The sequence below is a fragment of the Agarivorans sp. Toyoura001 genome (assembly GCF_005405585.1).
Taxonomy (GTDB): domain Bacteria; phylum Pseudomonadota; class Gammaproteobacteria; order Enterobacterales; family Celerinatantimonadaceae; genus Agarivorans.
Window position 1 is genome coordinate 32,873 of the sequence record NZ_BJEQ01000008.1, and the last position, 19,383, is coordinate 52,255.

21 protein-coding genes are annotated in these 19,383 nt (G+C 44.5%); 10 read left to right on the forward strand and 11 right to left on the reverse strand.

Going from position 1 to position 19,383, the window contains the following annotated elements:
• The first annotated feature begins 5 nt into the window (after window positions 1-5).
• On the forward strand, window positions 6-500 hold the full coding sequence (locus FFR00_RS11175) for an LEA type 2 family protein (RefSeq protein WP_137673485.1): 495 nt from the start codon (window positions 6-8) through the stop codon (window positions 498-500).
• 29 nt (window positions 501-529) lie between these two features.
• Here FFR00_RS11175 and FFR00_RS11180 read toward each other — a convergent pair whose 3' ends face one another.
• A complete protein-coding gene (locus tag FFR00_RS11180) occupies window positions 530-817 on the reverse strand; it encodes a peptidylprolyl isomerase (protein WP_137673486.1) in 288 nt (95 codons plus the stop codon).
• 188 nt (window positions 818-1,005) lie between these two features.
• Here FFR00_RS11180 and FFR00_RS11185 point away from each other — a divergent pair, with 188 nt between their 5' ends.
• Window positions 1,006-2,304 (forward strand): GGDEF domain-containing protein, encoded by a 1,299-nt coding sequence (locus tag FFR00_RS11185; protein ID WP_137673487.1) that lies wholly within the window; start codon window positions 1,006-1,008, stop codon window positions 2,302-2,304.
• Here the strand turns inward: FFR00_RS11185 and ung are convergent.
• Together ung and ppk2 are read right to left on the reverse strand one after the other, a co-directional pair.
• Window positions 2,301-2,960 (reverse strand): uracil-DNA glycosylase, encoded by a 660-nt coding sequence (gene ung, locus FFR00_RS11190; RefSeq protein WP_137673488.1) that lies wholly within the window; start codon window positions 2,958-2,960, stop codon window positions 2,301-2,303. The two genes, FFR00_RS11185 and ung, sit on opposite strands and share 4 nt — an antisense overlap.
• 66 nt (window positions 2,961-3,026) lie before the next feature.
• Window positions 3,027-3,806: a polyphosphate kinase 2 gene (ppk2, locus tag FFR00_RS11195; protein ID WP_137673489.1), complete on the reverse strand. Its 780-nt coding sequence runs from the start codon at window positions 3,804-3,806 to the stop codon at window positions 3,027-3,029.
• Window positions 3,807-4,060: 254 nt separating this feature from the next.
• Between ppk2 and gmk the strand changes: the two genes are divergently transcribed.
• From gmk to FFR00_RS11220, 5 genes are all read left to right on the forward strand, one after another.
• A complete protein-coding gene (gene gmk, locus FFR00_RS11200) occupies window positions 4,061-4,687 on the forward strand; it encodes a guanylate kinase (RefSeq protein WP_137673490.1) in 627 nt (208 codons plus the stop codon).
• Between the two features lie 73 nt (window positions 4,688-4,760).
• Window positions 4,761-5,036, forward strand: a complete 276-nt coding sequence (rpoZ, locus tag FFR00_RS11205) for a DNA-directed RNA polymerase subunit omega (protein ID WP_137673491.1) — start codon at window positions 4,761-4,763, stop codon at window positions 5,034-5,036.
• 110 nt (window positions 5,037-5,146) lie between these two features.
• Window positions 5,147-7,258: a bifunctional GTP diphosphokinase/guanosine-3',5'-bis pyrophosphate 3'-pyrophosphohydrolase gene (gene spoT / locus FFR00_RS11210; RefSeq protein WP_137673492.1), complete on the forward strand. Its 2,112-nt coding sequence runs from the start codon at window positions 5,147-5,149 to the stop codon at window positions 7,256-7,258.
• A 10-nt stretch (window positions 7,259-7,268) separates the two neighbouring features.
• A complete protein-coding gene (gene trmH, locus FFR00_RS11215; protein ID WP_137673493.1) occupies window positions 7,269-7,982 on the forward strand; it encodes a tRNA (guanosine(18)-2'-O)-methyltransferase TrmH in 714 nt (237 codons plus the stop codon).
• Window positions 7,983-8,104: 122 nt separating this feature from the next.
• Window positions 8,105-9,724 carry a methyl-accepting chemotaxis protein gene (locus FFR00_RS11220; protein WP_137673494.1) on the forward strand — a complete coding sequence of 540 codons (1,620 nt, stop codon included), beginning with the start codon at window positions 8,105-8,107 and terminating at the stop codon, window positions 9,722-9,724.
• Between the two features lie 5 nt (window positions 9,725-9,729).
• Here the strand turns inward: FFR00_RS11220 and FFR00_RS11225 are convergent, their stop codons facing one another.
• Both FFR00_RS11225 and FFR00_RS11230 read right to left on the reverse strand, forming a co-directional pair.
• Complete coding sequence (locus FFR00_RS11225; protein WP_137673495.1) at window positions 9,730-9,987, reverse strand: hypothetical protein; 258 nt, start codon at window positions 9,985-9,987, stop codon at window positions 9,730-9,732.
• Between the two features lie 40 nt (window positions 9,988-10,027).
• Window positions 10,028-10,459: an HIT domain-containing protein gene (locus FFR00_RS11230; RefSeq protein WP_137673496.1), complete on the reverse strand. Its 432-nt coding sequence runs from the start codon at window positions 10,457-10,459 to the stop codon at window positions 10,028-10,030.
• Window positions 10,460-10,628: 169 nt separating this feature from the next.
• On the opposite strand from FFR00_RS11230, the gene FFR00_RS11235 reads away from it, so the two are divergent.
• From FFR00_RS11235 to FFR00_RS11245, 3 genes are all read left to right on the forward strand, one after another.
• A complete protein-coding gene (locus tag FFR00_RS11235; protein WP_137673497.1) occupies window positions 10,629-11,522 on the forward strand; it encodes an acyltransferase in 894 nt (297 codons plus the stop codon).
• 76 nt (window positions 11,523-11,598) lie between these two features.
• Entirely contained in the window at window positions 11,599-13,278 is a 1,680-nt protein-coding gene (locus tag FFR00_RS11240) for an ABC transporter substrate-binding protein (protein WP_306766885.1), read from the forward strand.
• A complete protein-coding gene (locus FFR00_RS11245; RefSeq protein ID WP_137673498.1) occupies window positions 13,266-14,006 on the forward strand; it encodes an ABC transporter substrate-binding protein in 741 nt (246 codons plus the stop codon). Before FFR00_RS11240 ends, FFR00_RS11245 begins: the two co-directional genes overlap by 13 nt.
• Window positions 14,007-14,060: 54 nt before the next feature.
• Here the strand turns inward: FFR00_RS11245 and FFR00_RS11250 are convergent, their stop codons facing one another.
• The 6 genes from FFR00_RS11250 to FFR00_RS11275 all read right to left on the reverse strand — a co-directional run bounded on the left by FFR00_RS11250 (window position 14,061) and on the right by FFR00_RS11275 (window position 19,380).
• Window positions 14,061-14,666, reverse strand: a complete 606-nt coding sequence (locus tag FFR00_RS11250) for a thiol:disulfide interchange protein DsbA/DsbL (protein WP_137673499.1) — start codon at window positions 14,664-14,666, stop codon at window positions 14,061-14,063.
• Between the two features lie 93 nt (window positions 14,667-14,759).
• Window positions 14,760-16,421, reverse strand: coding sequence for an AMP-binding protein (locus FFR00_RS11255; RefSeq protein WP_137673500.1), 1,662 nt, complete (start codon window positions 16,419-16,421; stop codon window positions 14,760-14,762).
• 110 nt (window positions 16,422-16,531) lie between these two features.
• Complete coding sequence (locus tag FFR00_RS11260) at window positions 16,532-17,005, reverse strand: CYTH domain-containing protein (protein ID WP_137673501.1); 474 nt, start codon at window positions 17,003-17,005, stop codon at window positions 16,532-16,534.
• Between the two features lie 8 nt (window positions 17,006-17,013).
• Window positions 17,014-17,985: a serine/threonine protein kinase gene (locus FFR00_RS11265; RefSeq protein WP_137673502.1), complete on the reverse strand. Its 972-nt coding sequence runs from the start codon at window positions 17,983-17,985 to the stop codon at window positions 17,014-17,016.
• A gap of 86 nt (window positions 17,986-18,071) precedes the next feature.
• Window positions 18,072-18,956, reverse strand: coding sequence for a DUF2971 domain-containing protein (locus tag FFR00_RS11270; protein ID WP_137673503.1), 885 nt, complete (start codon window positions 18,954-18,956; stop codon window positions 18,072-18,074).
• Window positions 18,957-18,981: 25 nt separating this feature from the next.
• Window positions 18,982-19,380, reverse strand: a complete 399-nt coding sequence (locus FFR00_RS11275) for an MAPEG family protein (protein WP_137673504.1) — start codon at window positions 19,378-19,380, stop codon at window positions 18,982-18,984.
• Window positions 19,381-19,383: the final 3 nt, after the last annotated feature.

Sequence of the window (19,383 nt, forward strand, 5' to 3'; positions counted from 1 at the left end):
CCCACATGTGGCAAGCGCTAAGTAAAATCTTGATCTTATCTTCTAGCTTTTGGTTAATTGCCTGTAGCAGCATGGTTCCCAACGACCCGCCTAAAGTAAACTTAGTCTCGGTAATCCCTACCTCTGGTGACAGCATGACACCGAGCTTTGATATTAACTTACGCGTGGTAAACCCCAACAAACAAGCCTTAAGTTTAGCCGGCGCGGTATACACGCTGTCACTAAACGGCCATGAAGTGGTCACTGGCGCAACCAGCGATTTACCAGAAGTACCGGGTTACGGTGAAGCTAATTTTACCCTGCCAGCGCAAGCAAATTTAATCGCGACTTTCCGCCTACTAGGCTCTTTAGTGCAACTAAAAAGCCCCGAACTGGATTACAAAGTAGATGTAAAACTGGACATAGGAAGCTTATGGCCAGCGGTTAACTTAACCGAGAAAGGAACATTTAAGTTAGAAGACTTGGGCCAACAATTGAGCTCGAGTGTTCAATCACTTTAAGTGACTGAGTACCTCACGGAGTAAACCGTTCAATCCCAGCGCTCTGTTACTTTAATCAAGTGATAACCAAACTGCGTTTTTACTGGCCCTAATACTTGGTTTAACGGGCCAGAAAACACCGCTTTATCGAAACTTTTTACCATTTCACCTTTCACAAACTCACCCAAGTCGCCGCCTTCTTTGGCTGATGGACAACAAGAAAATCGCGCCGCCATGGCTTCAAAACTAGAACCCTTGTTGAGCTTTTCTACTATCTCATTGGCTTTCTTTTCTGAGCTAACAATAATGTGCTTGGCGCGCGCCTTTGCCTTTGCCATAAGTCCTCCCAAATGACTCTGTGGAAGTTATACCGCGCCCCCAAAGATTGGACTAGACTTTGAGCAATAAAAAACAAAAAACGTAAGTAAAAGCTTAATTAACTTATTAGCTCACATTATTTTTAGCCGCATCCAATTAATATTTTAATAACATTAATTTCTTTATTCATTAAATCAACAAGGTGTGAATGAACAAACATTCTAACTACTGGTCGTGGACACGTAATATCTTAATTATTGGTTCCTTGGCGGTGTTAGCGGCAGCGCAGTGGTTACCCAGTAAAAAACTGCTGCTTTACCCCCGTGCTGATATGATGATCGATCTCTTTTCCGACAAAAATAATGGTGGTAATTCTTATGCTTATTGGCTTACCAGTAATCAAGAGTTGGTCTGTGACGTAGAGGATAGCGCCATTCCGGCCAAATATTGCGGAGTGAGTATTAAGTACCATTCTCAGGCGGCAGGTGAATCCGGCGATAAATACTTAGGGTTACGTAACATCGACCTTAGCGACTACGACAAGGTTAATGTCGACGTAGTGTTTGAAGGTCCAAGTACCGAGTTACGCTTTTTTATGCGCGGCACAGAGGCAACCAACGGCAACGATTTATCTAGCGCCAAGTTTATGTTTACTTATTTTAAGCAAAAGGAGCTTCACCAAGTAGCCAGCGCCCAGTTGAGCCACTTTTCTATTCCTGCATGGTGGCTAAACCGCTTTTACCAATCGCGTGAAGACTTCCAGCTAGACTTTTCGTCAATTAAAGAAATCTCCTTTGATATCCCCTCAACAGCAGCAGACGGTTTGTATAAAATAGAGCTGTTCAAGGTAGAAGCGGAAGGTAAATGGATCAGTAACGAGAGCCTGTATGCCGGTATTATTTTCATCTGGTTAGCGTACTTTAGCGCTGAGTGTTGCCGTTATATTCTCCATCAAAAAAAGCGTTTAACCCAATCCATACACACCTTAGAACAAGATGTAGATGAGCTAAAACATAGCGCCAGCAACGACCAACTTACTGGTGTGCTTAATCGTCGTGGTTTATTAGATAGCGTTGAAGAACATCCGCTGACTGGCGAAAACCACTATTTGTTTGTTTTTGATATTGACCACTTTAAAAAAATTAACGACCGCTATGGCCATAATAACGGTGATGAAGTATTACGCTTTTTTGCTCGCCAACTTAGCGCAGCCATTCGTAGCCAAGATATTTTTGCTCGTTGGGGTGGAGAAGAGTTTGTACTGGTATCGCAACACCCACATGAAGTAGATGCCTTTAACTTTGCTGAACGTTTACGCGAACTGATTTATCGGCAAGATTTTTTACTGTCTAGCCAAGGTAAACAGCAACACATAAAACTCAGCATGAGCATTGGTTTAACCCGAGTAAATAAAGATGAAGCCTTTAACCATGCATTCAATCGAGCCGACGGGGCTTTGTACCAGGCCAAAGATAGCGGCCGAAATCGCTCTCAATTAGCCAGCTAAACTTGCCAGTTAATCGGCTGCTTGTTTTGCTGTGTTAATAGTTGATTAGTTTTAGAAAAGTGCCCACACCCCAAAAAACCACGATGTGCCGATAAGGGCGAGGGATGCACCGCACTCAACACATGATGTTTGGTGGTATCAATAACCTTGCCTTTCTTTTGCGCATGCGCTCCCCACAACAAAAACACCACACCTTGGCATTGCTGGCTAATCTGCTTAATCACAGCATCGGTAAAGGTTTCCCAACCAAACTTAGCATGAGAATGAGCCTTAGCTTGTTCCACGGTTAACACGGTATTTAGTAACAATACGCCTTGATTAGCCCAAGCACTCAAGTTGCCATGCTGTGGAATCTCAAAACCAGAGATATCGGCAGCGAGCTCTTTGTAGATATTGCGTAAAGACGGCGGGATTTTAAGGCCTTCGGCCACACTAAAGCTCAAACCATGCGCTTGGCCTTTGCCGTGGTAAGGATCCTGGCCAAGAATGACCACCTTTAACTGATCTAAATGGCAGGCATCAAAGGCAGCAAAGACTTGTGACTCGGGCGGGTAAATAACTTTGCCCAACTCACGTTCAGCTGCCACTCGGGCGAGTAATTGCCGGTAGTACTCTTGCTGTTGCTCAGTCTCGAACAAGTGTTGCCAAGTTGCCACGTAATCACCAATGTTATGTCTAAAAATACCGACTAATAATACCCTTTAGCCAAGACAAAACCTCAACTAATAAAGCTCTGGTACAAAACTTTGTTCGTTAATCGGTACTCTCACATAATCTTTTTTGTCGATCGGCGGCAATACAATCTCGGCATGTTCTAAATCTTGGTAATCAATTTGCGATAAAAAGTGGCTAATACAATTTAGCCGCGCACTTTTTTTATTGTCTGAGTTAACCACCCACCATGGCGAATGTTTGGTATCGGTATAAGCAAACATTTCATCCTTAGCTTGTGAATAAGCCACCCAGCGGGAGCGAGACTCTAAATCCATAGGGCTAAACTTCCAGCGTTTCATGGGGTTTTCTATACGCTCTAAAAACCGTTTCTCTTGCTCTTCATCGGAAACCGAAAACCAATACTTAATCAAAATAGTGCCAGAGCGAATCAACATTCGCTCAAATTCGGGGCAGGCACGCAAAAAATCTTGATGCTGTTGGTCACTACAAAAACCCATCACTTTCTCTACACCTGCTCGGTTATACCAAGAACGGTCAAACAGCACTATTTCACCCGCAGCCGGTAAATGTGCTACATAACGCTGAAAATACCATTGGCTTTTCTCGCGTTCGTTAGGAGCAGGTAAGGCTGCAATTCGGCAAACCCGAGGGTTAAGCTTTTCTGCTATCCGTTTAATCACGCCACCTTTACCCGCAGCATCACGCCCTTCAAAAATCACCACTACTTTCAGGCCTTCGGCAACCACCCATTGCTGCAATTTCACCAGCTCAGTCTGTAATTCTGCCAAGCGTTTTTCATAAGACTTCTTATCGATTTTAGCTGCCATAAACGAACTCACCTTTAATGTTGATAAACAAGCAATACTCGACTGCCAAATAAAAACAAAAATGAATTAATACAATGAGTTAAATTTAGCAGCTACACAGCCATTTGCCACAAATCAAGCCACGAAAAACGCTTAGCAATACAAAAACAAACAGAATCATAGGATTAGCCGGCGATTTTCCAAGCGCGGGTACTTTAAAAAAAACCACAAAATGGTAACCTTAGGCGCCTTTATACATTCGTTAAGAATTCAACATGGCAATTACCGGCACTTTATACATCGTTTCAGCCCCTAGCGGCGCAGGTAAATCAAGCATGATCAATGCTTACCTTTCTCGCCACCGCGCTTATCCTGCTCAAGTGTCTGTATCTCATACCACGCGTACTTCACGCCCTGGTGAAATTGATGGTAACCACTATCACTTTATTGACCACGCTGAATTTAAAAAGCTGATTAGCGAACAAGCATTTTTTGAATACGCTGAAGTATTTGGCAACTTTTATGGCACCTCTCGCCATACCATTGAAAAAACCCTGGCCGAAGGCATTGATGTATTCTTAGACATCGATTGGCAAGGCGCTCGCCAAGTAAAACAAATGATGCCAGAAGCAGTATCGGTATTTATTTTGCCGCCTAGTCGCGAAGAATTAGAGAATCGTTTACACATGCGCGGACAAGATAGCCCTGATGTTATCAAGAAGCGCATGGACGAAGCAGAAAGTGAAATGTCTCATTACAATGAGTACGATTACTTAATCATTAACAGTAATTTTGACGAAGCATTAAGTGAGCTTACCGCCATTATTACTGGACAAAGATTACAAACCCGTCAGCAAGCCGCTAAACACCGCGACCTGTTAGATGAACTTTTATCGAAATAATCACGTTAAATGCTAGCTAATCATCATAAGATCGGCTAGGATCTTGCGTCATTTTTAGTCAACGGAGCTGTGCATGGCACGAGTAACAGTAGAAGATGCAGTAGAACAAGTCGGCAACCGCTTTGATCTTGTCCTTATCGCCGCACGTCGCGCGCGTCAGATCGCAGTAGAAGGCAAAGACCCTCTAGTTGAAGTAGATAACGACAAACCAACCGTTATCGCTTTGCGTGAAATTGAAGAAGGTTTGATCACCACAGAAACAATGGATGCTCAAGACCGTCAGGAACGTCAGGAACGTGAAGCCGCCGAATTGGCAGCCGTTGCCGCTATCGCCGATAAACGCATCTAGTCCGTACCCGTCTATAAAATTACCGTGCTGGGTTTACTCTGCACGGTAAAACTCCCATAATTCCATTCAATCATATCTATTTCTGCGCTCCTCCGCTGATGAGGTAATGTTTGTACTTATTCGAAAGCCTGCGCGAAGTCGCCTCAAGTTACTTAAGCGAAGAACACGTAACACTATTACGTGACGCCTATATATTGGGCAAAGATGCCCATGAAGGCCAGTTCCGCTCTAGCGGCGAACCTTATATTACTCACCCGCTGGCTGTTGCCCGCATTCTTGCTGAATTAAAACTGGATCATCAAACTCTTGCCGCCGCCGTGCTGCACGACACTATTGAAGATACGCCAGTGACTTACGAACAGCTTCAAGAACAATTCGGTACCGAAATTGCCGACTTGGTAGAAGGTGTCAGTAAACTCGATAAAATTAAATTTCGAGACAAAAAAGAAGCGCAGGTAGAAAACTTTCGTAAGATGATGATGGCGATGGTGCAAGACATCCGCGTAATCCTTATCAAACTTGCCGATCGCACCCATAACATGCGTACTTTAGGGTCATTGCGCCCAGACAAACGCCGTCGTATTGCGCGCGAAACACTGGAGATTTACGCACCTATTGCCAACCGCTTAGGTATTCATAGTATTAAGAATGAGTTGGAAGAGCTTGGTTTTGAAGCGCTTTACCCAATGCGTTACCGCGTATTAAAAGAGTCGGTAAAAAATGCACGCGGTAACCGCAAAGAGCTGATCAACGGCATTCATCAAGAACTACAAGGCCGCATTGAAGAAGCGGGCATTGAAGCCGATGTAAGTGGCCGTGAGAAAAACCTCTACAGCATTTACAAAAAAATGGTTAGCAAAGAGCTGCAATTCCATGAAGTTATGGATATTTACGCTTTTCGTATCATTGTAGATAGCCTAGACACCTGTTATCGCGCATTAGGCTTAAGCCACAGCCTCTACAAGCCACGTCCAGGTAGATTTAAAGACTATGTAGCGATTCCCAAGGCGAACGGCTACCAGAGCCTTCACACGTCGTTAGTTGGGCCGCATGGTGTGCCAGTGGAAGTACAAATTCGTACTGAACACATGGACCAAATGGCCGACAAAGGTGTGGCCGCTCACTGGTCTTATAAACAGACTGACGAAAGCTCAAGCACCACCGCGCAAATACGCGCTCAACGCTGGATGCAAAGCTTGTTAGAACTGCAGCAAAGTGCCGGTTCTTCTTTCGAGTTTATTGAGAACGTTAAAACCGATTTATTCCCTGACGAAATATACGTATTCACTCCAGAAGGCAAGATTATTGAATTGCCTACTGGCGCAACCCCGGTTGATTTTGCCTACGCGGTGCATACCGATGTTGGCCACGCCTGTGTTGGCGCGCGGGTAAATCGCCATCCTTTCCCGCTAAGTAAAGCACTGAGCAACGGCCAAACCATTGAAGTGATTACCGCTCCGGGCGCTCGCCCAAATGCAGCATGGTTAAACTTTGTGGTAACCGGTAAGGCGCGCGGTAAAATTCGCCAATTACTGAAAAACCAACGCCGTGAAGAATCGGTAAACTTGGGCCGTCGCTTACTAAACCATGCCCTAGGCAGCGTGAAGTTAGACCAGATAAACCCTGAGTCTTTAGAGCAAGTATTAAAAGATTTAAAAGCTGAGTCGCTAAATGACTTGCTGGCAGAAATTGGTTTGGGCAATGCCATGAGTATTGTGGTGGCCCGTCGCTTGTTAGGAAACACCGATGAGCTAAGCCACCAGAGCAAAGGCAAAATTGCCATTCAAGGCGCCGAAGGTTTACTGCTTACCTACGGCAATTGTTGTCGCCCAATTCCTGGCGACCCAGTCGTTGCCCACATTAGCCAGGGCAAAGGCTTAGTGGTGCATTTAGAAGCCTGTAAAAACATTAGTGGTTACCAAAAAGAACCTGATCGCTACATCAACGTTGATTGGTCGAAAGATGCTGCGGCTGAAGCTGAATACAAAACTGAAATGCGTATCGACATGGTTAACCACCAAGGTATTTTGGCCAGTTTAACCAATGTAGTGGCCTCCACCGGCGCCAACATTGTAAACATCGTTACCGAAGAAAAAGAGGGGCGGGTTTATACCGTTGACTTACTGGTAACCACGCATAGCCGAATTCATCTTGCCGATATCATGCGTAAAATTAGGGTAATGCCTGAGGTATTACGCGTAGTGCGCTTAAGAAACAAGTAACGAGAACACCATGACACCAGAACGCTATCAACGCATTCGCGCAATGTTAGATGCCCGCCAAACCGATTTAACCATCTGTATGGAGAATGTGCATAAACCCCACAACCTATCGGCGATTGTGCGTACCTGTGACGCTGTTGGCGTAGACCACGTGCATGCTGTATGGGAAAACTACCAAGACGAATTACGCCGAGGCACTGCCACTGGTAGCCAAAACTGGGTTAACGTACATAACCACGAAAACATTGACGATGCGGTGGCTCAAATGCGTAACAGTGGCATGCAAATTCTTGCCACTAACTTGTCTGAAAGCGCCGTGGATTTTCGCGAAATAGACTATACCAAGCCTACCGCCATTTTAATGGGGCAAGAGAAATACGGCATTTCTGATAAAGCCTTAAGCTTGGCAGACCAAGATATTATTGTGCCAATGGTGGGCATGGTTCAGTCCCTAAATGTATCGGTAGCCAGCGCCCTCATTTTGTATGAAGCACAGCGCCAACGCGAAAATGCCCAAATGTATCAAGGCCCAAGTTCAGTGCCCGCAGAAGAGCAAAACCGAATTATGTTTGAAGGCGGTCACCCAATTTTTGCAGAAGCTTGCCGACGCAAAGGGTTGCCGATTCCGCAAATTGATGATGAAGGCCAAATTGTCGCTAATGATGCTTGGTGGGCCAAAATGCAAATGAGTAAAGAGGCGTGGGATCACTTAGATGATGAGTAAATGATACGAATTAGAGTTATTACTTTAATTTGATTTTAAACTTGTTAGTAAATTGATCTAAATTAAGCCCAAAACATCAACCTTATCTGAACATAGTTGCACTTAAATCGAGAAGTGAAACTATGTTCAGTAAAATAAAAATCCCCCATCTATTTCTACTTAGTTCAGCACTGGTGCTACTGGTAGTGTGTATACAATCTTGGACCAATACCCATACACTTAAGCAAACACTCTACCAAAGCTACGAAACTCAACTTAGCACCAACTTAGATTTAGCCACCAGCCTAGTATCACACTACCAACAGCAGCAAAACACCCTGGGACGCGAAGAAGCCCAACGGCAAGCGTTGGCGGCGCTGGCAAAACTGCGTTACCAAGGCAATGAATACTTTTGGGTGAATGACTTAGACCTGAAACTATTAATGCACCCAATTCGCCCTGCCAGCATTGGCCGAGATATGAGCCAAGTGCGTGATGCCAAGGGTTTAGCTCACTGGCAAGCGATGCGCGATACAGTGAGAAGAAATGGCGAAGGCGCAGTTGAATACAACTTTTTACACCCGCAAACGCAAGTGATGCACGCTAAGCTGTCTTATGTAAAACAAGTTAATGATTGGAACTGGATCATTGGCACCGGCGTATACATTGACCGAATCGAAGACGAACTCAATAGTGTGTACTTATTCACCTTACTACGCCTTGTGTGTGCTTTTGGCCTATTTGGCATAGTGGGTGTATTAATCAGCCGCAGTCTAAAGCGACAAATGACCCAATTATCCAGCGCCATTGACCACCTAGCGGCGGGTAACTATAACCATTCCATTCACATTGAAGGCAATAACGAGTTATCAGAGATTGGTGTAAAACTAGAAAGCCTACGCCAACAAACCCAAGGTTTACTGCAGGACGTAAAAGCCTCAAGCGACAACTTGCTGGATGCCAGTACTGAGCTAGCCTCAGCCACTCATACCACTCGCCAAAATACTCAAACCCAATTTGGCGAAATCGACCAAATTGCGTCCGCCATGACTGAAATGAACAGCTCGGTTGAAGAAGTGGCCAGTAATAGTGCCGAGACGGCTCAAGTATCCAAGCAAACTGTAGAGCTTGCTCAAACAAGCTTAAAACAACAACTCAACACCGTGCAGCAACTTAACCAACTGTCGCAGCAAATGGCCTCAGCCAAACCTGCAGTAGAAGAGTTACGTGAGTGCAGCCAAAACATCGGCTCTGTGATTGATGTGATTAATGCTATTTCTGAACAAACCAATTTGTTAGCGCTAAATGCCGCTATTGAGGCCGCTCGAGCAGGTGAACAGGGGCGAGGTTTTGCGGTAGTAGCTGATGAGGTGCGTAACTTAGCTTCACGTACTCAGCAGTCAACCGAAGAAATCATGCACACCATTGGGCAGTTGCAGCAAGTATCGGAAACGGTCGAAACAGAGATTGTTGGCACCACTAATGGCTTAGCTGAGCAGGCCGAGCAAGCTCAGAAAAACATTCAGCAAATTGAACAAATTGAGCAAATGGTGTCTGGATTAGAGCAACGTAACCAACACAATGCAGTGGCAACCGAACAACAGCGCCAAGCCACCGATGAAATAGCACAAAATATTGTTGTATTGCGCGACGGTAGCGAAGCGAACGCGGGAGCGGCGCAGCAAAGCCAACAGGTGCATAGTCACTTAAGTGGTGTTGCAGAGGCTCTGAGTTTACACCTCAAAAACCTCCGTTTTAGCTAAATTAACTATTCGGCTGGAGGAGCGTCGTCTTCTCTAGCCTTAGCATATTTAAACTCGTAATCATCTGAAAATGGCGAGTTGTAGCCCCACACAATGGGTTCACCAACTTGTTTGTCTACCCAGATAAATGGCGTGACTAAGAATCGTGGCGCCTCTAAACGGATGCCGTTCTCTTCAGCTTTGTATAAAGAGCTATTGGTGTCGCACCTTACCGTTAGCATCACCAAAATGATGATGAATAACCCTTTCCAAAAACCGTTCATAGTTCTCCCTAACTGTTCTTATTTAGTGCACTAAAATGTGCTATTCAGCTTTTAACTGCCAAAGTGGCGCTAAAGCATGGTGTAATTGAGCCACTTGCTGGGCTTTTTCTTGCTCACTATAAGGCTTAGCGGGTAGTTTTCCCCATATAGGCTGCGGCCAAAGAGGGTCGTTATGATAACGAACTACGTGATGAACATGCAGTTGTGGCACCATATTACCTAAAGCAGCCAAATTAAGCTTATCTCCCTTATAAAGCTTGATAAGCGCTTCACTCAAGCGTTTAGATTCTCGCCAAAACTGTGCCTGTTGGCAACTATCTAATTGATATATATCACCAATATCATCTTGCATAGGCACTAAAACCAACCATGGAAATTGACTATCGTTAATCAGTAATACTCGAGACAATTCAAAATCGCCGAGCCAAATACCGTCTTTTTGCAGTTGGGGGTGTAAAACAAACTCACTCATGTGGCAATCCTAATGGTGAAACTAAACAGCGTTCAATGACAGTTACTATACAGTGGTCTGCGTTTCGCTTATCAAAAAAAATGCTAGAATGGCGCCAACCATAATTTAAGCTGATTTAAATCTCAATAACTACCGACCCTAGGCTATCTATAGAGCTATATCGATCACTATGTTACGTTTTTTGCCTACACCTTTTTTAACATTGCTTTCAGCAAGTTTAGCCATCATCAATACCGCCTTAGTGGGCTCATTGATTATTGTTTGTGGCCTTATCAAACTGCTACTGCCTAAGCCGCTATACCCATTGATAGGAAAAGTCACCAACCAACTAATGTGGTGTTGGAGTGAAATAAATCGTGGAATTTTTCGGCTAGTAAACAACACAGAGTTTGTTATTGAAGATAACAGCCAACTGAACAAAAACAGCTGGTATTTGATGATATGCAACCATCAAAGCTGGGCCGACATCGTGTTGTTATGCATGCTTTTTGGTTCGCGTATTCCCATGCCTAAGTTCTTCTTAAAACAGCAACTTTTATACGTACCCTTTGTGGGCTTGGCTTGTTGGGCGCTAGATATGCCATTTATGCGCCGCTACTCACGCCAGTACTTGCTTAAGCACCCAGAAAAGCGCGGTAAGGACTTAGCCTCTACTCAACGTTCTTGTGAAAAGTTTAAAAACAGTCCCACCACTGTGATTAACTTTGTCGAGGGCACGCGATTTACTCAAGGCAAACAACAAAATCACAGTACTTATCAGCATCTATTACCTCCCAAAGCATTGGGCATTGCTTACACGCTTTCGGCTTTAGGCGAACAATTTGACCAGATTATTGATGTTACTTTGGCCTATCCAGGCACTACCGAGCAACACCCGCCCTTTAAGGCTTTGCTGGCAGGTCGGCTAGATAAAGTGGTGGTAAAAATAGACACCATTAACATTGGCAACGAATTACGGGGCGACTACCTGCAAGACAAACACTTCAAACGCCAGTTTAAACTGTGGTTAGATGACACATGGCAAAACAAAGATCAGTATCTACAATCCGTACTAAAAAACTAACTGCCGCCAATTTGCAGCCATGACAGCCTGATTTTACTGCTATTTTTATAGGAGTGAACTGTTAGGGAGAGACAACTTGCGTATCATCTTGTTGTTCTTGTGCTGCTTTATTAATGCTAGCTGGGCTGAAGATTATAGCCCTTGGCTTAAAGAGTTTCGTCCATCCAGCCTCAGCCAACAACAACAAATTGAAGAGCTTGCTTGGTTTAAACAAGCCGCCAAACCCTTTCAAGGCATAACTATTCGCGCCATCTCCGAGCGTATCAATACTCACTGGTATGAAGCCACCGTCATTGCCCCACTGTTTTACCAACTCACTGGCATTAAAGTGATTCACGAACTTAGCAGCGAAGACGATGTGGTAAAAAAGCTGCAAAGCCAAATGGATTTAGGCATTAACTATTACGATATATATGTCAGCGATAGTGATTTAATTGGTGGTCATTTTCGCTCAAACAAAGTTCTCAGCTTAAGTGAATTTATGCGTGAACAAGGTAAGCAAGTCACCCTGCCCAGCCTAGATGTGAATGACTTTATTGGTTTGGCTTTTACCACTAGCCCTTATAACGAAATACTGCAGCTACCTGACCAGCAATTTGCCAATCTATATTGGTATCGCCAAGATTGGTTCGCTCGCCCAGAACTGCAGCAACAGTTTAAAGCCATTTATGGCTACCCGCTTGCGGTACCAGTGAATTGGTCGGCTTATGAAGACATCGCAGAGTTTTTTAGCAAGCACGTAAAACAGATTGACGGCCATAAAGTGTATGGCCATATGGACTACGGTAAACGCGACCCTTCATTAGGCTGGCGCATTTCTGATGCTTGGTTATCTATGGCGGGTATGGGCGATGTAGGCTTGCCTAACGGCCTTCCTGTTGATGAATGGGGAATTCGCCGTCATGGGTGCCGCCCAGTAGGAGCCAGCGTTAAACGCGGTGGCGCACTGGATTCGCCAGCAGCCATTTACGCAATACAAAAATACGTAGATTGGCTAGTGCGCTATGCCCCACCAGAAGCACAAAAAATGACCTTTAGTGAAGCCGGTGCAGAAATCGCTAAAGGCCATATTGCCCAACAAATTTTTTGGTATACCGCCTTTACTGCCGATTTAAGTCACCCAGACTTATCCATTACCGACGACAATGGTAAACCCTTATGGAGAGTGGCACCTTCACCACGCGGCGCTTACTGGCAGCCGGGCATGAAATCAGGCTACCAAGACGTAGGCGCATGGACCTTACTCAAATCTACTCCGCTAAAACGCCAGCAAGCAGCGTGGTTATACGCCCAGTTCAACGTGGCCAAAACGGTATCTTTACGTAAAACCATGGTAGGGCTAACCCCTATTCGTGAAAGCGATATTATGTCTCCCGAGTTTACCCAGCGCTCTGAGGAATTAGGGGGCTTAGTTGAGTTTTATCAAAGTAACGCGCGTAACGAATGGACCCCAACCGGGCTTAATGTCCCCAATTACCCCGCATTATCGGCTTTATGGTGGCAATACATAGGCCGCGCCAGTGACCAGAAGGAAGATGTAAGTAAAATCATGCAAGAGTTAGCCAAAAGCATGGATGCGGCGCTCGCTAAAATAAGCCATGAAACCAGAGGCGCTTGCAGCCCTAAGCTAATATCAAGCCAAGACGAAGCCTTATGGCTAGCCCACCCGGGCTCACCAAAACCCAAACTGGAAAATGAAAAACCGCCTGGCAAAACCCTCGCTTACTCGGAGTTGATTAAACAATGGCAACCCTAGTTAAGTTGTTGGTAACCAGCCTATTGCTCTCCAGTCAAATGCTTAAAGCCAGCGACTTAGTATTTAATACTTATATCGATCCACCTTACGTTTCTCAAGGTGATGAAGGCGTCACAGGCATCAGCATCGATATTCTTAAACTACTAAGACAACATAGCCAACTAAACATAGAGCTGCACTTACTGCCGCTTAAACGCGCTTACGCAGTAGCCTTAGATTCTGCAAACCAATGTGTATTTGCTATTGAACGAACGCAATCTAGAGAGAGTTCTTTTATTTGGATAAGCCCAATGTTTATTAGTCGTTACGCTATTTACCAGCGTAAGTTGCATGCTAAACACTTAGCCAGTCTTGATGATTTAACTAAGCTACGCATTGGCAGCTACTCTGGCAGCGGTGTAGGTGAATACCTCACTAGCTTTTCAATCACGGTTGATTTGGCTAAAACCAACTTAAACAGCGCCAAAAAACTTACCCGCCACCGCACCGGTGCTTGGGCCAGCGACATATTGTCTGCGGCCTATATTGCCCAACAGTTTGATTTAGATATCTCACCTAAAAAGTACCATTTTTATAGCGCGTTGCGGGCCATAGCGTGCAACAAAAACAGTGACTTAGGGGTATTAGACAAGCTGCAAAAAAGCCTGAATCAACTACAAAAGAGCGGCCAAATAGGGCAAGTATTAAGTAAATATGAACAGCAATATCAAGTAGATTTAGGTTTATAACACCCATAAAAAAGCAGCCACATAAGGCTGCCTTATTAGCTATATCAAGTAAACTTAACCTTTAAGGTTAGCCAAATAGCTAACTAATTCATTTAACTCTTCAATTGATTTAACTGAACCGGTATTTACTTGGTACTTACCGTTAACAACTAATGCAGGCACGCCGCGAATTTTATAGTTAATGGTGTTCTTTTCCATTTGCGAAACCATGCCGTTCACCACAAAGCTACTCGCTGCACTATCAAACTTCTTGCCGTCTACGCCGTTAGCAACAAAGATACTGCGCAAGTCGTCGCGACTGGTAAAGTTTTGGCGTTTGTTATGAATTGAATCGAAGATCGCATGGCTAATCGCTGGCTCTACTTCTAGCATTTCAGCTGCAGCAAAAGCACGAACCATTTCTTCACCCATTGAACCACCAATAAAGCTTACGTGATTCTTTTTGAAAGCGACGCCTTCAGGCAAAGATTTTTTAATGCTCTCAGCCACTGGCTCAAATTTAAAACAGTGTGGACAGTAGTACGAGAAAAACTCGATAACTTCTGGTTTAGCAGTAGCCGTTTGTTTAATTACGTCGTAATGCGTGCCTTCTTTAAAATCAGCCGCCATTGCCATTGGTAATGCGAGCATTGCCATTAAACCAATCAGTAACTTTTTCATCACCCTGTATTTCCTTCCAGTGAATTCATAAAAAACCGAGCATAATGATAAGCATTCGCTCGGTCAATCGCAGACTATAGCCTTGACACTAATTTACGTATTCCAAGATCCCATTTCAAACATTACTTTGGTATCTGATTCACGATGAATAAGTTCAGCATAATGCTGTTCAATTTGGCTACGTCTAATTTTTAAGGTGGGAGTGAGCAAGGCGTTATCGACATTCCAATCTTCTTCCACCACCATAACGTGCGACAGCTTAGCATGGCTTTCGAGGTGTTCGTTGACCTTATTTAAGGTTCGGTTAAGGCTAGCTTCAATTTGTGCCTGTGAGTGCTGCTTCATTTCTGCAGCTAACACCACTAGAGCACAAGGTTGAGTCATTGCGCTACCCACCACGCACACTTGTTCCACCATGGAATTTTCCGACACGCTCTGTTCAATAGGAACAGGGGCAACGTATTTTCCTTTCGCAGTTTTAAAACTTTCTTTTAAACGACCAATAATTTTTACATAGCCATCGTCATCTAGCGTGCCTTTGTCACCGGTATGCAGCCAGCCATCAACAATTGATTCTTCGGTAAGATCGGCGTGTTTATAATACCCCTGCATCATGCCATTGCCTCTGGCGAGGATCTCTCCCTGCTCAGATATTTTAATCTCTACGCCCGGCCCAGCTTTGCCAATGGTGCCTATTTTATCGCTGCGGAACGGTACATTAAGCGTGCCGTAAGCCAGGTTCTCTGTCATCCCCCAAGCTTCAGAAATATTCAAACCAATCGACTGATACCAACGCAGCAACGAAGGGGCTACAGGGGCACTGCCACAGCCTAAAATCCGCGCTTTGTTTAACCCCAAGGCTTTTTTAATTTTGCGTTTAATCAAGCCTGATACTAAAGGAATAGCCAGCAGTAACTTAAGTTTCTTAGGTGGCAGTTTTTCAAATACCCCTTGCTGAAAGCGAGCCCACAAGCGCGGCACCGAAATAAACAAAGTAGGTTGCACACTGCGCAAGTTATCAGGAAAGGTGTCTAAAGACTCTACAAAAGACACGCTAAACTGGCCGTTAAAGAGGCTAGTGCCTTGAATGTACACACGTTCAGTAATATGCGCCAAAGGCAGGTAAGACATCACTCGGTCTTCGCTAGAAGCTTCTAATACCTCAATCAGTTGTTCACTGGCGAAACGGTAAGCAGCAAAGCTGATTTCAGCGCCTTTGGGGTCACCCGTACTGCCCGAGGTGTAGATGATGGTCATAATGTCATCTTTATCCCACAGGTGATTTTTTTCTATCACTGGCAGATCATTTAACCAATCTTGCCACTGAATATGGCAAGGCATGGTGGGGTAAGGCATCGCCACGGTTTTTAAACCAATCGGCACTGCAGAGGCTTGTTTACCCCACTCATCTAACTTACCCACAAACAGCAATTTTGCTTCACTGTGTTTAAGTACAAAGGAAATGGTATCGACACTGGCGGTAGAATAAATAGGGATACTGATGCAGCCAGCCATGATAATAGCCAGATCAGCAATAAACCACTCAGCACTATTTTTAGCCAGAATGGCGACCTTGTCACCGGGCTCTAAGCCCTCAGAAACAAGGCCTTGAGCAATTTGCCCAGCTTCTCGGGCCACCATAGCCCACGTTTTCTCATGATATACGCCATCAATAGGCTGACGGAGGTAGACGCGCTGTGGATCCTGCTTTTGCCAATGCATCATTGCATCAACGGGGGTGACAAAATTTGTCATTCACAACCTCGTTACAAGTTATTCACCTTTTATATCAATCCTATACGGCTAGCGGCAGGATGCCAGCATAATTCGAAAATATGCGAGAGTAATGTGAACAAACACTCTGTTTAAGGCCAATTTTTGAAAGGGTTTTGGCTTAATTGAGAGTTGTAGTATTGAGTTTGTCCCGTCACCTCTTGGCCAAGCCAACTGGGCTTTTCAAAGCATTCTTGCTCACTCCCGAGCTCTACTTCAGCTACCACTAAACCGTGGTTATCGCCAGCAAATACATCCACTTCAAAAATGTGCTGAGCCACGGTGACTAAGTAGCGCACCTTATCAATGGCGCCCGGCTCGCACAGCGTTAATAGTTGCTCGGCTTCAGCCAGTGGAATCTCTTTTTCCCACTCGTAACGGCTTAAACCCGATTCATTGCTGGCACCTTTTATAGTGAGAAAACCTTGCTGGCCGCGAATACGTACCCGCACGGTACGCTGTTTATTGCTATTTAAGTAAGCTTGTACAATGCGAGTATGTGAGCTGGCTTGAGCAATAAAATCATCACTATTTACCAGAAACTTTCTTTCAATTTCAACACTCATAAGCGCTCCTAGTAAGCGGGTGTTAAAGATAAAGGCGGTTGCTGCAAAGCGGATAACTGCTCTTTAAGTGCCAGTATCTGGTCTTCCCAGTAACGTTGCGAGTTAAACCAAGGAAATGCGCGCTGAAAAGCGGCATCTTGCCAGCGACGCGCCAACCAGCCCATATAGTGAATCATGCGCATAGCGCGCAGCGGTTCAATAAGGCTTAACTGGCTCATATCAAACTCACAAAAAGCTTCGTAGCCCTCTAGCAAAACTTCTAGCTGTAAACGGCGCTCGTTATCATCACCTGCTAGCATCATCCATAAATCTTGAACCGCTGGGCCATTACGGGCGTCATCCAAATCCACTAGCATCGGGCCATCTCGCCACAAAATATTGCTGGGGTGGCAGTCACCATGCAGGCGAATAATCGATTTAGGTTGGTAAGCTGCTTTGGCGGCCTCGGCCACTTGCTCGGCAATGGTAAAAAACGGCAGGGTTAAACCTTCAGGCAGCCAATCCCGCAAAAACTCTAGCGGTTGGTCGAGCATTTCTTCGGTATTAATTGATAAACGGTGCTCAAATAAAGTTGTACCTACCTTTTGGTGCATCCGCCCTAGGTATTGGCCAACTCGCTCAATTTGGTCAAGATTATCTACCTCAAAGCCGCGCCCACCAACACTAGGGAAAATAGTAAATAACCACCCTTGGTATTCAAACAAGGTGCGGCCATCAACCACCAGCGGTGCAACAATGGGCACATCCACTTCAGCCATTGATAAGCTAAATTGGTGCTCTTCAATAATTTGCGCTTTGCTCCAGCGTTCCGGGCGGTAAAACTTCACCACATAACGCAGATCATCTTCCGCTTTAAACTGATAAACCCGGTTTTCGTAAGAGTTTAAGGCAAGTAAACCGCTGCTGGGGTAGATCCCCTGAGATTCAATAGCATCGAGGATTAAATCGGGATGCAGTTCAGCAAATAGAAAGGCGCTCATGGCTCGGCAGTGTTACAAGAGGTTATCGGCGCAGTGTAGCAGTAAAACAATCAAGCTCGCAGCACAAAATTCCGACAAAGAACAGCTTATTCCTCATATGGCTTAATCCACCAATCACTAGAGTCATCTATTTTTCGTCTTAACAGTTGAGGGTGATTTTGATCTTTAATTATCTGATATATAGGAATAGTTTTTTTGAAACTAAAAGCAACGATATTGTGAATCGCTCTTTTTATTGGCTCACTAGTTTTCAAGCCGAAAGTAATGCTGGTAAGAAACTCATCCGTAAATCCTTGCATCGAGTTTCCTCTCCCTCTAATTATTCTCCACTCCTTTTCATAAGCCCAATCGGAAGTTTTTACAGACAACATATTAAATAAAACATTTTGCTGTATTTCAGGAGTGCCACCTAAACCACACATAGCATAAAGCTCATAAGCATTGTTCTTAATACTTTCGGCTTCAAAGTATCCTACTTTTCTAATGCTTGTTGATAGATCTTCATATAAACCAGTGCGTGAAAAAAGCTCTTCTAGAGGGATATCAACTAAATTCATCGGTCTTACACCAAAACACACTCCCTTGTGTTCATTGGAGTAATGCGCCCACATTCTCATATCATCTGAAACTTCAGATAAAGATAAAACCCCCATTTCAGTCCTTGCTACATGGAGGGTTGATACAAAATCTCTTACCTCTTTCTGCAATTTACACGATGGTTCATCACCTTCAAAAAGCTTATCAAACTGGCCTTTACTCAATGTCATAGCCAAGTTTTTATTTCGTTCTAAATATCCTTGATACTGTTTCCATATAGAATCCTTGTTTACTTTTTTATCTTCAAATTTGATCAAAGAATCAAAAGGATCATTAAGTTTTTTAGGTGAGGAAAACCAAATACCTCGGTTAAGGATTGTGAGGATAGTATTAAGATTATCTTCGCGATATTTAAATAACTCTGGTGGAGGCACAAGGACCCTTACTTAGTTTTAGAATTTATATTGTTAGCGTAAATGCTTGAACCACGATGTAAATACAACTTGCCCACGCTACCGCCATCACTAGCGAGCGTAATGTGGCTAAGCCGTAAACATATACCACCGGATGCACTAAGCGAGTGGCTAGAAACAACAACGCGGGGATTTGAATAAGCTGAAAATCGAGGCCAGCGAGTTGGGCAATCAGTAAGCTACCGGCAAAGAGGATAATAGCCTCCCAGGCATTTTGCTGGGCGGCATAAATCCGTTGACCAAAACTGTTTAACTGGGCGGCTTGTTGGCGCGGATTAAGATTATCAACCCGCCCCAATTGACGTTTTCGTACCACCGAGCCACATGCTGCCAATAGATAAGGCAGCACCAGCAAGGTGGCAAAACAAGCCAATACCAATCGCATACT

Coding starts and splice junctions, on each gene's coding strand:
- FFR00_RS11175 (WP_137673485.1), top strand. CDS start 6: ATGTGGCAAGCGCTAAGTAAAATCTTGATCTTATCTTCTAGCTTTTGG.
- FFR00_RS11180 (WP_137673486.1), bottom strand. CDS start 817: ATGGCAAAGGCAAAGGCGCGCGCCAAGCACATTATTGTTAGCTCAGAA.
- FFR00_RS11185 (WP_137673487.1), top strand. CDS start 1,006: ATGAACAAACATTCTAACTACTGGTCGTGGACACGTAATATCTTAATT.
- ppk2 (WP_137673489.1), bottom strand. CDS start 3,806: ATGGCAGCTAAAATCGATAAGAAGTCTTATGAAAAACGCTTGGCAGAA.
- gmk (WP_137673490.1), top strand. CDS start 4,061: ATGGCAATTACCGGCACTTTATACATCGTTTCAGCCCCTAGCGGCGCA.
- rpoZ (WP_137673491.1), top strand. CDS start 4,761: ATGGCACGAGTAACAGTAGAAGATGCAGTAGAACAAGTCGGCAACCGC.
- trmH (WP_137673493.1), top strand. CDS start 7,269: ATGACACCAGAACGCTATCAACGCATTCGCGCAATGTTAGATGCCCGC.
- FFR00_RS11220 (WP_137673494.1), top strand. CDS start 8,105: ATGTTCAGTAAAATAAAAATCCCCCATCTATTTCTACTTAGTTCAGCA.
- FFR00_RS11225 (WP_137673495.1), bottom strand. CDS start 9,987: ATGAACGGTTTTTGGAAAGGGTTATTCATCATCATTTTGGTGATGCTA.
- FFR00_RS11230 (WP_137673496.1), bottom strand. CDS start 10,459: ATGAGTGAGTTTGTTTTACACCCCCAACTGCAAAAAGACGGTATTTGG.
- FFR00_RS11235 (WP_137673497.1), top strand. CDS start 10,629: ATGTTACGTTTTTTGCCTACACCTTTTTTAACATTGCTTTCAGCAAGT.
- FFR00_RS11245 (WP_137673498.1), top strand. CDS start 13,266: ATGGCAACCCTAGTTAAGTTGTTGGTAACCAGCCTATTGCTCTCCAGT.
- FFR00_RS11250 (WP_137673499.1), bottom strand. CDS start 14,666: ATGAAAAAGTTACTGATTGGTTTAATGGCAATGCTCGCATTACCAATG.
- FFR00_RS11255 (WP_137673500.1), bottom strand. CDS start 16,421: ATGACAAATTTTGTCACCCCCGTTGATGCAATGATGCATTGGCAAAAG.
- FFR00_RS11260 (WP_137673501.1), bottom strand. CDS start 17,005: ATGAGTGTTGAAATTGAAAGAAAGTTTCTGGTAAATAGTGATGATTTT.
- FFR00_RS11265 (WP_137673502.1), bottom strand. CDS start 17,985: ATGAGCGCCTTTCTATTTGCTGAACTGCATCCCGATTTAATCCTCGAT.
- FFR00_RS11275 (WP_137673504.1), bottom strand. CDS start 19,380: ATGCGATTGGTATTGGCTTGTTTTGCCACCTTGCTGGTGCTGCCTTAT.